Source organism: Anaerobacillus sp. QJM3NY_17, from assembly GCF_056173665.1.
Genome location: NZ_CM149685.1, coordinates 4,184,059 through 4,197,197 on the forward strand (window position 1 = coordinate 4,184,059; position 13,139 = coordinate 4,197,197).

General features: G+C 43.2%; 17 protein-coding genes. All 17 read right to left on the reverse strand.

What is annotated here, in order from left to right; genetic code table 11:
• Position 1: 1 nt before the first annotated feature.
• A complete protein-coding gene (gene flhB, locus AC0VYV_RS21345; RefSeq protein WP_475374266.1) occupies positions 2-1,102 on the reverse strand; it encodes a flagellar biosynthesis protein FlhB in 1,101 nt (366 codons plus the stop codon).
• A gap of 4 nt (positions 1,103-1,106) precedes the next feature.
• Complete coding sequence (gene fliR, locus AC0VYV_RS21350) at positions 1,107-1,883, reverse strand: flagellar biosynthetic protein FliR (RefSeq protein ID WP_475374267.1); 777 nt, start codon at positions 1,881-1,883, stop codon at positions 1,107-1,109.
• A 2-nt stretch (positions 1,884-1,885) separates the two neighbouring features.
• Positions 1,886-2,155, reverse strand: coding sequence for a flagellar biosynthesis protein FliQ (gene fliQ / locus AC0VYV_RS21355; RefSeq protein ID WP_098445458.1), 270 nt, complete (start codon positions 2,153-2,155; stop codon positions 1,886-1,888).
• A gap of 11 nt (positions 2,156-2,166) precedes the next feature.
• Complete coding sequence (gene fliP / locus AC0VYV_RS21360; protein WP_475374268.1) at positions 2,167-2,850, reverse strand: flagellar type III secretion system pore protein FliP; 684 nt, start codon at positions 2,848-2,850, stop codon at positions 2,167-2,169.
• Positions 2,850-3,428 carry a flagellar biosynthetic protein FliO gene (locus AC0VYV_RS21365; protein ID WP_475373093.1) on the reverse strand — a complete coding sequence of 193 codons (579 nt, stop codon included), beginning with the start codon at positions 3,426-3,428 and terminating at the stop codon, positions 2,850-2,852. Before AC0VYV_RS21365 ends, fliP begins: the two co-directional genes overlap by 1 nt.
• A 15-nt stretch (positions 3,429-3,443) precedes the next feature.
• Positions 3,444-4,574 (reverse strand): flagellar motor switch phosphatase FliY, encoded by a 1,131-nt coding sequence (gene fliY, locus AC0VYV_RS21370; protein WP_475373094.1) that lies wholly within the window; start codon positions 4,572-4,574, stop codon positions 3,444-3,446.
• Positions 4,564-5,547 (reverse strand): flagellar motor switch protein FliM, encoded by a 984-nt coding sequence (fliM, locus tag AC0VYV_RS21375; RefSeq protein ID WP_475373095.1) that lies wholly within the window; start codon positions 5,545-5,547, stop codon positions 4,564-4,566. The genes fliY and fliM overlap by 11 nt, the downstream gene beginning before the upstream one ends.
• Before the next feature lie 22 nt (positions 5,548-5,569).
• Positions 5,570-5,761 carry a flagellar FlbD family protein gene (locus tag AC0VYV_RS21380; protein ID WP_303532536.1) on the reverse strand — a complete coding sequence of 64 codons (192 nt, stop codon included), beginning with the start codon at positions 5,759-5,761 and terminating at the stop codon, positions 5,570-5,572.
• A 41-nt stretch (positions 5,762-5,802) separates the two neighbouring features.
• Complete coding sequence (locus tag AC0VYV_RS21385; RefSeq protein WP_226615797.1) at positions 5,803-6,555, reverse strand: flagellar hook-basal body complex protein; 753 nt, start codon at positions 6,553-6,555, stop codon at positions 5,803-5,805.
• Positions 6,556-6,628: 73 nt separating this feature from the next.
• Complete coding sequence (locus tag AC0VYV_RS21390; RefSeq protein WP_303532542.1) at positions 6,629-6,991, reverse strand: TIGR02530 family flagellar biosynthesis protein; 363 nt, start codon at positions 6,989-6,991, stop codon at positions 6,629-6,631.
• Between the two features lies 1 nt (position 6,992).
• Positions 6,993-7,409, reverse strand: coding sequence for a flagellar hook assembly protein FlgD (gene flgD, locus AC0VYV_RS21395; protein ID WP_475373096.1), 417 nt, complete (start codon positions 7,407-7,409; stop codon positions 6,993-6,995).
• A gap of 10 nt (positions 7,410-7,419) precedes the next feature.
• Positions 7,420-8,694, reverse strand: coding sequence for a flagellar hook-length control protein FliK (locus AC0VYV_RS21400; protein WP_475374269.1), 1,275 nt, complete (start codon positions 8,692-8,694; stop codon positions 7,420-7,422).
• Positions 8,695-8,708: 14 nt separating this feature from the next.
• Positions 8,709-9,554 carry a MotE family protein gene (locus tag AC0VYV_RS21405; protein ID WP_475366183.1) on the reverse strand — a complete coding sequence of 282 codons (846 nt, stop codon included), beginning with the start codon at positions 9,552-9,554 and terminating at the stop codon, positions 8,709-8,711.
• Between the two features lie 12 nt (positions 9,555-9,566).
• Positions 9,567-10,019, reverse strand: a complete 453-nt coding sequence (gene fliJ, locus AC0VYV_RS21410) for a flagellar export protein FliJ (protein WP_475367535.1) — start codon at positions 10,017-10,019, stop codon at positions 9,567-9,569.
• A gap of 2 nt (positions 10,020-10,021) precedes the next feature.
• Positions 10,022-11,341, reverse strand: a complete 1,320-nt coding sequence (gene fliI, locus AC0VYV_RS21415; RefSeq protein ID WP_475366184.1) for a flagellar protein export ATPase FliI — start codon at positions 11,339-11,341, stop codon at positions 10,022-10,024.
• Entirely contained in the window at positions 11,331-12,128 is a 798-nt protein-coding gene (locus AC0VYV_RS21420; RefSeq protein ID WP_430245162.1) for a FliH/SctL family protein, read from the reverse strand. Before AC0VYV_RS21420 ends, fliI begins: the two co-directional genes overlap by 11 nt.
• Positions 12,121-13,134: a flagellar motor switch protein FliG gene (fliG, locus tag AC0VYV_RS21425; RefSeq protein WP_430245159.1), complete on the reverse strand. Its 1,014-nt coding sequence runs from the start codon at positions 13,132-13,134 to the stop codon at positions 12,121-12,123. The genes AC0VYV_RS21420 and fliG overlap by 8 nt, the downstream gene beginning before the upstream one ends.
• Positions 13,135-13,139 lie beyond the last annotated feature (5 nt).

Genomic DNA, 13,139 nt, shown 5'->3' on the forward strand with positions numbered 1-13,139 from the left:
GTTAGTTCCCTCCTCCCGGGTAGCCTTTTATGCTATAAACGTACGCGAGCACTTCTGCAACAGCTTTGAAAAGATCCTCAGGGACGCCGTCACCTATCTCTACCTGGTGATAGAGCGCTCGAGCTAGCTGGACGTTCTCTGATGTTATGATGTCATGCTCTTTTGCTTTTTCTTTAATTTTTAGCGCAACGAAGTCCATTCCTTTTGCCACAACTGTCGGTTTATCCATTTCTTTTGGATCGTACTTAAGCGCAACAGCAAAGTGTGTTGGATTTGTAATGACGACGTCAGCATGGGGAATTTCCGAGATCATCCGGTTCATTCCAAGTGCGCGCTGCTTTTCTTTAATTTTTGATTTAATGAGCGGATCGCCCTCGCTCTTTTTATATTCATCTTTAATGTCCTGCTTCGACATTCGGATGTTTTTTTCGAAGTCATATTTCTGATAAACATAGTCTAATAGGGCAAGGAATAATAATAGAATTCCAACAGCTAAGCCCGTTTGAACGATCAATGAACCAACAAGTGCCATTGCTTCACCGATCGACTTTTGCGAAATGAGCATCACTTCGTCTCGTTTATTCCAAAGAACAATAAAGGTGCAAGCTGAGATAAACGTAATTTTAATTAACGACTTTAATAGTTCGACGAGCGTTCGAGCTGAGAATATTCGTTTCGCGCCTTTTAATGGGTTAATTCTTTCAAGCTTTGCCTGAAGGGGATCTGTGGAAACGAGAAATCCCACTTGCATATAGTTTCCTAGAACTCCCATGACGAGCGAAATTCCCATAAGCGGGGCTGCGATCAGTGCCGCCTGCCACACATTTTCTTTAAGCATGCGATCAACATTCTGTTCTGTGAGCGTCCAATCTGTAATCTGAACAAGATTGCCTCGAATCATGGATTCGAGGCTTTCAATCATCCACCCACCAATGAAAGACATAAACAAAAACACACCAATCATCATAAAGGCGGATGGAATCTCAGCACTTCTCGCCACTTGACCCTTTTTACGAGATTCTTGCTTCTTTTGTGGTGTTGCTTTCTCAGTCTTTTCTTGTGAAAAGAATTGGAGATCCATTTGTAAGCGATAAGTTCGCATCGTACTACCCACCCAGTATTTGAATAAGCTGCCCCATCGTAGCGAGCATTTCTTGAAAAACCCCTCGCAGTAAAAAGAAAAATGTAGGAATCGTCACTAGAATAAGCACGAAACCGACAAAGATTTTTAACGGCAAACCGACAACGAAAATATTCACCTGAGGTACTGCTCTCGCAAGAAGGCCGAGCGCCACATCCACAAGAAAAAGGGAAGCAACGATCGGTAGCGCGAGCTGAAATGCTGAGAAGAACATCCCTGCAAATACTTCAGCGATAAACTTTGCAAGGGACTGACTATCCGCCTGACTCAGCAGCTCATCAGCTGGTAGAAGTTCATAGCTTCTAACAAGCCCGTCTAGCATCATGTGGTGACCATCAACGGAGACTAGAAAGAGAAGAGCAAGCATGTATTTGAAATTCCCGATAATCGGTACTTGAGCTCTTGTCTGGGGATCGATTACGTTTGCCATCACAAAGCCCATTTGAAAATCAATAAACGCTCCCGCAACCTGAACTGTATACAGGATAAGGGAGGCAATAAATCCAAGTGATAGCCCGACAAAAAGTTCTTTTAAAATAATGATCACGAACGCGAGATCAAGCGTTAGCTCTGCATCAGAACCTAATCCGGCCGTGACGATTAACGCAAAAAAGAAACCAAGTCCAATTTTGAAGCGGTTTGGAACGCTTCGTGTTGAGAAGATCGGCGCTGTTATAAAAAAAGATGTCGCCCTCATAAACACAAGCAAAAATAAGGGAAGGGCGTTAATGACACTTTCCATATCTAGCCGATAAACCTATAAAGATTTTGATATAAGTTCGTTGTGTAATCGAGTAGCGTTGTGAGCATCCACGGTCCAAACAGAACGATCGTTAACAGAACGGCAACGATTTTGGGAATGAACGCAAGCGTCTGTTCCTGAATTTGCGTCATCGCCTGAAACACACTCACGATTAACCCAACGCCAAGTGCGATTAAGAGAAGCGGAGCTGAAATAATAATCACGGTATAAACAGCATCTTCTGCAAGTGAAATGACCATATCCGGCGTCATCGTCGTCCTCCTTAGAAGCTTAATAGAAGTGATTCGACGACCAAATACCAGCCATCGACAAGCACAAATAGTAGAATTTTAAATGGTAGTGAAATCATGACAGGCGGCAGCATCATCATTCCCATCGCCATAAGCGTTGAGGCCACAACCATGTCAATAATAAGAAATGGAATGAAGATAATAAATCCAATCTGAAACGCCGTTTTCAGTTCTGAAATCGCAAAAGCTGGAACGAGTGCGGTTAACCGAATATCTTCGATCGACTCGGGCTTTTCAAGCTCAGCGTATTTATAAAAAAGGGCAAGGTCTTTCTCTCGTGTTTGTCCTGCCATAAACTCTTTAATCGGAAGCTCTGCGGCATCGAGCGCTTCCTCCTGTCCAATCTCTTCGTTTATATAAGGCTGTAACGCCTCGCTATTAATCTCTGAAAGAACAGGGGACATCACGAAAAAAGTTAGAAAGAGTGCTAGTCCGACCAACACTTGATTCGGCGGCATAGATTGTGTTGCGAGCGCCGAGCGTACGAAGGAGAGGACAACAACAATTCGTGTAAAACACGTCATCAATACAAGAATGGCAGGAGCTAGCGATAGCACAGTTAGAAGCAGGACAAGCTGAATCGTAACGGAAACATCTTCTGTTGCGTTTGAACCGAAATCTAGTCCTGGGATCGTTAAGTTTATGAGTAAATCCATCACTTATCGTCCCTTCCGCTTCCGTCATCCCAATAATCCTTACGTTTGTTTCTTTGCTTCTTCAAACTTGCCTGAATCATCTCTTGAATTCCTGCTTGCTTTTGATTCATAAACGAAAAGCCCGACCGCTGTTCTTCAGCTTGATCTAAAATACGCTTCACTTCTTCACCCTGAATTTCCTTAAGAAGGTTCACGTTATCTCCGACCCCAAGCATGTAGAGGGAATCCCCGACCTTGACCATTTGAACGGATTTATTGTTACCAAGCGGTGTTCCGCCAATTTGAGTGAAAACGGAATGGTGCTGAAGCTTTTGTTGGCGTTTGGACAGAAAGCGAATCAGCAAATAAATGAGGCCAACCACGACGATCGTATAGAAAACGAGCTTGATTAGTAGAAAGAAAATATTTGTGTTTGCTCCTTCTACTTCAGCAGGCTGCTCTTCTATATCAGCAGGGTCATCCCCGTTTTCCGTGAGCCAGTCTTTCACACTTCCATTATCTGCCGCTGCGATGGCGTTAAGCGGCATTACTAAGACAAGGCTGAGGAGTGTCATGATGCCAATCACAAGGTGTCTCACTTTTAAGCACTCCTTCTAACGCAGCTTTGATAAACGCTCTGCTGCACTTAATATATCCGTTACTCTCACACCAAAGTTTTCATCGATGACGACAACTTCGCCTTTGGCAATGAGTTTACTATTGATCAAAATATCAACTGGCTCTCCCGCAAGCTTATCAAGCTCAAGAATCGATCCGTGTGAGAGCTCAAGAATGTCTTTTACAATACGCTTTGTTCGCCCTAACTCCACCGTTACTTGAAGGGGAATATCTAGGAGCATGTTCAAATTTCTTTGTTCCCCGTACGGATGATCTTGCTGGCTAAAATTTGTGAACTGCACGTTTTGGATATTCGGTTCAGGTTCTTTCACGCGCGTCGCAAATGAATCCATCGATTCTCTTTCTTCTTCCTCATGATTCTTTTGTTGATGTGACGATGGGTGCTGTTGCTGCAATTCAGCTTCATGCTCCTTTACCTGCTGTGTCTCTTGTTCCTGCACGGCTTCCCGAAGATCTTCTTCACTTATTAGTAATTCACTCACTTGCTTTGCTACAGATGCAGGAAGGACATGGTGTACAACCGTTTGAACAATCGATCCTATGGAAAGTTCAAACGAAACGTTCATATACACTGATTCAGCGGCTTTTTCCAATAACATAGAATTAGTAGGTTCTGAAACAACTTGAAGATTCGTAAATGTTCCTGTAAATGAAGAACCTGATGCCATGCTCAGTCCTTTATGTATGCTCTCCATCATTCCTGTCATAACAGCAGTTAAACTCTTATCAACACTCTCGTCACCTTCCTCACCCTTTGCCACAAGCCAGATGTCAGCCATATCTTGGGCATCAGGTGGATTGAGCATAATGATCGATTCGCCGGAAGATGCCCCTTCATAGCGAATCGCGGCCTCAACATAAGGAAGGGCTAATTCTTGTTTAAAGCGATCGTCAGGAAGGATGTTCATCTGAACATTTGATACAAAAACGTCCTGCATGAAAACGGAAGATAATGTTGTTGTAAGGCTTCCGATCGCAACGCTAAAAAGTTCATTTAATGCTTCTTCTTCAATTGAATGAAAATACACGTTAGGTTCCTCCCTTCCTGCTGCTGTCTCTTGAAATAATGCGTTGATTTCATCTTTTGAAAGGCGATTATCCGTCATGGCCTACTTCCTCCTCTTCCTTCACTTCTGTAATTTGTACGGCCATCCGACCTTTCGAAGTCCCTGGCTGTCCATGGAACTTCACCCGGTTATCGACCCTCACAATCAATGGATCTGAGACGGTTTGATCCAACCGAATCACATCTCCATCTTCTAGATTTAAAAATTCTTCAATCGTGATTTCAGAGTGGCCTAGCTCAGCGATAATGCCTAAATTAGTTTTCTTCAGTCTCTTCTCAAGTTCCTTACTTTCCTGAGGCTCCCGATCCTTTTTCTGATTCGAAAGCCAGTGATGAGCTGAAAGCCTTGGCATAATCGGCTCAAGTACAACATGTGGAAGACAAAGACGAATATTACCTGTTACTTCGCCTACTTTTACATTCAGTGTCACGGTGACGACTGTTTCATTTGGAGATACGATTTGAAGAAAGTGTGGATTAACTTCAAGCTCTTTAAGCTCAGTTTTTAGCTTCAGTACCGATGTCCAGGCATCTTGAAAGCTTTCTAAGATTTTACCGAAAATCCGCTCAATAACAACCGTTTCAATTTCCGTTAAGTGTGTCAGTTTTTCAGGCTGATTCCCTTGACCTCCAAGCATTCGATCCAGCATTGCATAGGCAAGCTCCGGTGCTACTTCAAGCACCATTTGTCCTTGCAATGGTGAAGCAACAAAGAGACTAAGAATTGAATTCTCTGTAATCGACTGCACAAATTCTTCAAATGGCATCTGATCAACAGAATGAACGGAGGCTTGAATGATCGTCCGAAGCTGAGCCGATGAATACGTCGTCATGAGACGTGCGTAGTTCTCATGGATACGAGTTAAAATTCTGATGTGATCTTGAGAAAAGCGAAGCGCTCTTTTAAAGTCATATGTTTGCACTTTTCTATCCTTCATTGACTTCTTTTGCCCTTTATCGTCGATGGCAGAAAGAAGTGCATCAACTGTTGCTGGCGATAGCATATCAGACAACATGGTCACCCCCGTTCTTCTATTATTTCTCTAATACGTGAATATCACGATAGAATTCCGTAACAAGCTGTTTTACTTCCTCGACTGTCTCCATCACAACGTAGCGTTTTCCATTCGTTAATAGAATCATCGTATCCGGCGTTGACTCAATCGTTTCAATGTAAATGGCATTCAACATCATCGCTTCACGGTTTAATTTAGTTAACGGTATCATATGAACAGAGCAGGCCGAGGAAACTCCTCAGCCCTTACCCCCTATCGTTTTAAATTGACGATTTCTTGAAGGATCTCATCTGAAGTTGTAATCACTCTTGAGTTCGCCTGGAAGCCACGCTGAGCTACAATCATTTCCGTGAACTCTTCGGTTAGGTCAACGTTGGACATTTCGAGTTGACCAGCGACGACGCGTGAGTCTTGAGGAAGCCCTGGTACTGCATCCCCAGATTTTTCTGTTTCACGAAAAAGTGAGTTACCTACTTTATTAAGCCCACCTGGATTTGGCACTGTGCTTATCCCTAGATTCAAAGTTTGTTGTTCATTTCCTTGAGTATCTGTATAAGTGATAACCCCATTACGATCAATACTTTTGATTTCACCGATCTGCTGAATAGGGTTACCTTGATCATCTAACACTGCGTAGCCTTGTGTTGTCACAAGATTTCCTGTCGCATCAACCTGAAAAGACCCAGAACGAGCAAGGTAATCAGTTCCGTCACTTCTTACTGTAAAATACCCATCCCCCTGAATACTCAAATCCGTCTGTACCCCTGTCGTCATAGGTGATCCGGGACTATCTACCATATTAATCGCCGATACGGATGAACCAAGACCTACCTGTTTCGAATTTACGGAGTTTCCTGCCACGCTCTGACTGAGTAGATCTTCAAACAGCACTCTACTTTTCTGGTAACCTACTGTATTTACGTTCGCAATATTATTCCCGATAACATCTAGCTTTGTTTGAAAGCCTCTCATTCCTGAAACGCCTGAGTACATTGAATTTAACAAGTTGTTTCCCCCTCTAATTGTTTCGCTGCTTCAATCGGTCCACAGCGAATCGGCCTCCTGCTCGGTCCGGCCATTATAAAATAAGTGCTGAGTCAATGTTTGTGACGATTTGATTCTCCATACTATCCTGCTTCATAGCAGTAATGACTTTATTGTTTTTGACGCTAACAACAAAGGCGAGATCTTTCATTAACATAAGCGACTCGTTTGATCCTTTTTCTCTCGCTTTTTCTACTCCATCATTTAGCTTTTGGAGCTGATTGTCCGAAAGGGAAATCCCATTTTGCTTAAGTCGAACCTGTGCGTGGTGACTAAATGAAATCTGTGAATCGATCGAATGCTTTAGTTGATCAGCAAAAGAATTTTTTAAATTCTCCTGTTTTGTAGTTAGTTGAATCGGTTGCTTTGGATAATAAACTTGATTGATTTGAACCATACTATTCCCCCGTTTCGATACGCTCTAATAGGGAGATATCTACCTGTTTGCCACTATCAAGTTCTGCGAGTACTTTGCCTTCTTTGTATAAAACAGCTTCTACCTTACCTGCGTTCGCTTCGTTATTCTCCTGCCACTGAACGCTTTTACCAATTAAATGTGCGTAATCCTTCATCGAGCTTTGTAACTGACTATCGAAAAATTTATTCATCGACTTATTCATGTTTGTCATTTGCTCGAGTGAACTAAATTGCGCCATCTGCCCAATAAATTCAGTATCTTGCATCGGCTGCATCGGGTCCTGGTTTGAGAGCTGAGCAACGAGAATTTTCAAGAAATCATCTTTTCCTAACTGACCAGGTGCCTCTGTTTTTGGTGTTTGAACAGCTGATGTTGCTGTGACAGAACCTGTATTCATGTCACCCCTCCTAAATAGCGTAATTAATCCCACTAGATGCGCCTTCTTCTTGCTCATTCGTTACGAGTGGATTCTCTTCTAATTCATATTCACCTTTTCGCCCTTGTCGGTGCTTTCCTTGTTGAAACGCCTGACCCTGCTCCTGGCGACCATCCTGCATGAACGATTGTTGTGAGCCCTGCGGCTGTTGAACGACTTCCACTTTATCAAGTTGGATGCCCTGTTGAATGAGCGTATGACGTAGCTGGTGAAGCTGTGATTCAATCATGTCCTTTGCCCCTGAAGTCGCTGTTATAATGTGCGCTGTCACTTTCCCATCAGAAGTTGTTAGCCGAATATCAAGTTGACCGAGATTTTCTGGAGAAAGCTTAATTCTTATGTTTGTTTCATCTCCATTTTTCGATAGTTGCATGCGCTCGGTAATCATTTCACTTAGCTCCGATGCAACATAACGAGCCGGAACTGGTGTAGTCGATTCCTTGATGGTTGTTTGAGATTCATTACCTTTAGCTAGCGGAAGCGCTTCTGGCTTCTCGTCTATCTGAATTTCATCTCCAGACATTTGATCTGTCACAAGCTTCTCTTGATTATCAGCTACTTCTCCAGATACGCTCTTTTCGACGAGTGCCTTTGTTTCTTCTCCTTCAGGAACACTCTGTTTTGGAGTCTCTACTTGAACTTCAATAACTTCTCCATCTAACTGGACGTTTTGATCGGAGTCCATAACAAGTTTCTGATCTTGTTTCGGTTCAGTCGCCATTCTCTCCATCATTGAAAGAAGCTCTTTCGGCTCTTTCATCTTCAACTCTTGCATAAGCTTCATAACATTAGATGGAAGTTTCGTCTCTACCGCAAACGTTTCAGAAAGAACTTGTTCTTCATTTTGTAAGACTTGCTCGATTTCTACAAACTCACTTTTTGTAAAACCGGGTAGACTTACTTCCTCCTGTATACGATTAGCATTCACTTGTAGTGGTTCACCACTCATGTCAGTTCCTTGTTGGGCAAGCGATTTCGATAAAGAGTTTTGATCATGTTGAACTGGCGGAACATTGACAGCACCCATCATGAGAAGGTGCGCGGGGGCTTCACCACTACTATTTGTTGGCTTATTGTCTCCCTCTTCTAACTCGCTTTCGTTATGTGTCTCTGAATGCTCACTTTCACTCACATTAAGCTTTTTTCCTAAAGCACTTAATAACGTTGAAAATCCAGTTGGACTATTTTCAGTTCGAACCTTAGGCTGAACGATTATGTTTTTTCCAAGTGACTGGATAGCGTTCACTATTTCACCTCCTTTTAATTGGCTAAATCAGCTATGTAACTAGAAGAAATCGATTCTTCCATTTCTCCAAGTAACCCTGTACGCTTCTCTTCATCAAATTCTTTCAGAATGGAAAGCCCTACTTCTTTCTCCTCTTTAGACTGAGCCATCTCCGATAGGATTTGGGCCGCTTCTTCGTCAGTCATTTCTGACAAATTATGAGCTACGTCTGAAACAGAAAGCGAACTATCTTCGCGATCAATCGCATTCATCAGGAGCGTTACTCTCTCTTGCATTGCAGCAATCTCAGGATCGTCTGCTTTTTCAATATCTCTTAACGCGATCGTTAAATCTGCTGCTACAGCTGCATTCATTTTGCCTAGTACAGCGGCTTGCTCTGTGCTTCCCATTGCATCAAGCAGGAGAGCTGCCTCGTTTAACGTAAGGTTTTCCATAATCGTCGCGGACTTCGATGCTGACATTCCTTCATACGTTTTTGCTAACTCCTGAAGCTTCTTCTGACGCTCTTCCTTGTCAGCTAATTCGCTCTTCATTTCTTCAGCTAACGATTCCAGCTCAGACTGTTTTTTCTTCAGCTCGATTTCTTGCTCATCTAACTGCTTTTTCAAGTCTGAGATTTCGCCATCCTTTTGATTGATTTCTTGTTCTAGCACTTCATCTTGATTTTGATCAGTAGCCTCAGCGGTAAAATTATCTTCCACATATGCGATCGGCTTCTTACTAAGTGAAGTGGCCATTGCGAACAGATCGTATCCAAGAAACGGAAGAACAACAAGCATAACCGTAGCGATAAACGCGAGCGGCAAGAGAAAACCGTGGATGATGCGTTCTTTCCATGAACTCTTCTGTCGCTTTCGCATTCCCCTCACCCCTTAGCCGTTTCTTGCAAGCATATACGCACGTACGGTATTTAAATCATCTAGCTCATTTTGTTCAATCATTTTCATATCGTGATAAAACTCTTCTTTTCTCGTCTCTTTGATTGACTGCCACGTTTTCTCTTCTCTTACTTTAGAAGCAAGTGTGTCCTGCTGCTCACTCACTTGATGTTCAACTTGAATCAGCTGATTTCTTTTCTGGTGGAGCTGCCCCTCAAGATAGGTAATATGCTCTTCTTCCTTAAGAAGATCTATAATGGAAACCCCTTCTTGTTGACGCTCTTCCAGTCTCTGACGCATGGAAAGAACCGCTTGCTCAAGATCACGCATGGAATGCTCGATATCCACTTGTGCTTTGAGTGATTCCGCCATGTCTAGCTGTGCCTGTGATTTTTCATTTTCTTTTACATCCAAAATCCGTTGAAATGGGAATTGAAAAGCTGCGATGGTTAGTCATCCTTTCCAAATCGGGATAAAAGCCAGTCCTGACTTTCTTCAAATGAAGCCTGATCATCAATGCCCTGCTTAATATATTTCTCAATCTCCGGATGAATCGAGATCGCTTTATCAATATTGCTGTTCGTTCCAGCTTTATAAGCGCCAATATTAATAAGGTCTTCAGAAGAAACATACACAGCAAGAAGTCGCTTAAATTCTTCTGCAGACTTCATATGCTTTGGAGTCACAATTTCTTTCATCACACGGCTAACACTCTCTGAAACGTTAATCGCTGGATATTGGCCTTTTTGAGCGAGCTTCCGATCCAAAACAATATGCCCATCTAGAATCCCTCGCACCGCATCTGCAATCGGTTCGTTCATATCGTCACCATCAACTAGAACGGTATAAAAAGCTGTAATCGATCCCTGTTCAGCTGTGCCAGATCGTTCCAACAATTTGGGTAAAAGAGCAAATACGCTTGGCGTATATCCCTTACTAGTTGGTGGCTCTCCAATTGCCAGCCCAACTTCCCTCTGTGCCATGGCAAAGCGTGTCACAGAATCCATCATTAGCATGACGTTCTTTCCTTGATCACGAAAGAACTCCGCGATCGCCGTTGCCGTAAGCGCCCCTTTGATCCGCTGTAGTGGAGGCTGATCAGATGTTGCCACAACGACAACCGATTTTTTAAGACCCTCTTCACCAAGATCACGCTCAATAAAATCTCTTACTTCCCGTCCTCGTTCACCGATCAAGGCGATCACATTCACATCGGCTTCTGAATTTCGAGCCGCCATTCCCATTAACGTACTTTTTCCAACGCCACTTCCGGCAAAAATACCGATCCGCTGTCCTTGACCGACTGTTAACAGCCCATCAATAGCGCGAACACCAAGCTGAAAGGGGGTCGTAATGCGGGGACGCGTCATTGGATTTGGTGGCTTTCGATTTGTGGATACGGCCTTCAATCCACCAGGGAGATCCGAGTGATCAAGAGGTCTGCCGCGCCCATCGAGAATCGTTCCAAGCAGTGAATAGCCCACTTTCACTTCAAGTGGCTGTCCTGTCGCCACTACAAGGCAACCTGGACCAATTTCTGATAGGTCATGCATCGGCATGAGCAGAACACGATTTTCGCGAAAGCCAACTACTTCTGCTTCAATTGGTTCCTTTGATGGTCCTGGATAAAGGTAGCAAAGCTCACCAATTTTAACCTCTGGACCAAGTGATTCGATCGTTAGCCCAATAACCTGTGTCACCTTGCCATACTTCTGGACCGTTTCCATCGAATGAAGCTGCGAAAGATATGGCTCAACATTAATGCTCATCGACAGTTCGCTCCTCAAACATAGCAAGCAGCTGTTTCTTCATCTCAGAAAGCTGACTGTTAATCGAAATATCGTACGACCCGCTCGGCGTATGAACAAGTCCTGAACCGACTTCCGAGTCACTCATCGGCACAAGCTTTAAGCTCGCATTCACATCAAGTTGTTTTTCAAGCTCGTCAACCATTGGTATCACATGCTGATAATCTTCTGTTGAAACTTGAACAATGACTTCTCCACGATCCTTTACTTTCTTTAGCGTATCTTTCACCATACCAAGCAGCGTCTCTGGATTTTGTTCCATTTCTTTTAAAATGATTTTCTTCGCAATGGCTGTGCTTAGCGATAGAAGAAACGGTTCAGCATCCTGAATTAATTCTTCCTTCTTGTCATAAGCGCCCTTTACCATGTGTTCCATTTCCTTCTTCTTTTCATCGAGCTCGAAATGAATTTGCTGCATGCCTGCTTCATAACCCGCTGTATATCCGCTTTCTTCTGCTTCTCGATACGTTTTCTTCGTGATTTCCTGCCACTCAAGCTCTTTTTGTTCCTGCTTCTTCTCAAGATTTTGATGAACGTTCGCTTCTTCATCTCCAAGTCTTGTTCGAATTGTATGATAAAGATCTTCTAGCCGGATCATCATCTCAAGAAGCTGCGATTTCTTTTCTTCAATTGTCGTAGTACGAGAAGGCAATATGCGATTTCGCTTTGGCTCTGCGACCGTTCGCTGCTCAATTACTTTCGGAACGGCTCGCTTCTCTCCAGAGGTTTTTCTGATGATATTAGACAATCAGATCATCTCCTCCACCGCGTGCAATCATGACATCACCTGTTTCTTCAAGGTAACGGATGACAGAAACGATGCGTGTTTGCGCTTCTTCCACTTCACGAAGCCTAAGTGGCCCCATCAATTCGATCTCTTCTTTCACCGTATCTACCCGGCGGTTAGACATGTTTCGGAAAATTGTATCCTTCACATCGTCACTCGCTACCTTAAGCGCTATAGAAAGATCTTCATCTTTCACTTCACTAATGACGAGGCGAATGGATCGGTCATCAAGCGTAACAATGTCTTCAAAGACAAACATCCGCTTCTTAATTTCTTCTGCTAGGCTTGGATCATCTTTCTCAAGCGAGCTAAGAATTGTTCTTTCCGTACTTCGATCAACACTGCTTAGAACTTGAACTATTGATTCCACACCACCAGTAAACGCATAGTCCTGCGAACCGCTAGCGTTAAGCTTACCTTCAATGATCTTTTCAAGCTGACTAATCACTTCTGGTGAGGTACTATCCATCAGCGCAATTCTTCTTGCTACATCTGCCTGACTTTCTTGAGGTAGCGAGGATAAAATTTTGGAAGATTGTTTCGCATCAAGATAAGATAAGACAAGAGCGATCGTTTGGGGATGCTCCTGCTGTAAAATGTTTAGAATTTGATCAGGATCTGCTTTTTTTGCGAATGCAAATGGCTTTACCTTTAAATTGATGCTTAAGCGAGACAAAATTTCTTCTGCCCTTTTCGGTCCTAGCGCTTGCTCAAGGATATGTCTTGCGTATTCAATTCCTCCGACGGCAATGTAATCCTTTGCTTTTACCATCTGGATAAACTCATCCACGACGGCTTCTCGCTCATCGGGCTCAACTTTGCGAAGCTCTGAAATGCCAAGCGCAAGTTGATCAATTTCCTTCTCAGATAAGTGTTTAAATGTTTGAATCGAAAGGTCAGCACCTAAAGAAGTGAGAAGGATCGCTGCTTTCTGAGTTCCTGTTAATTCTTCTAAACTACTCACCATCCAAT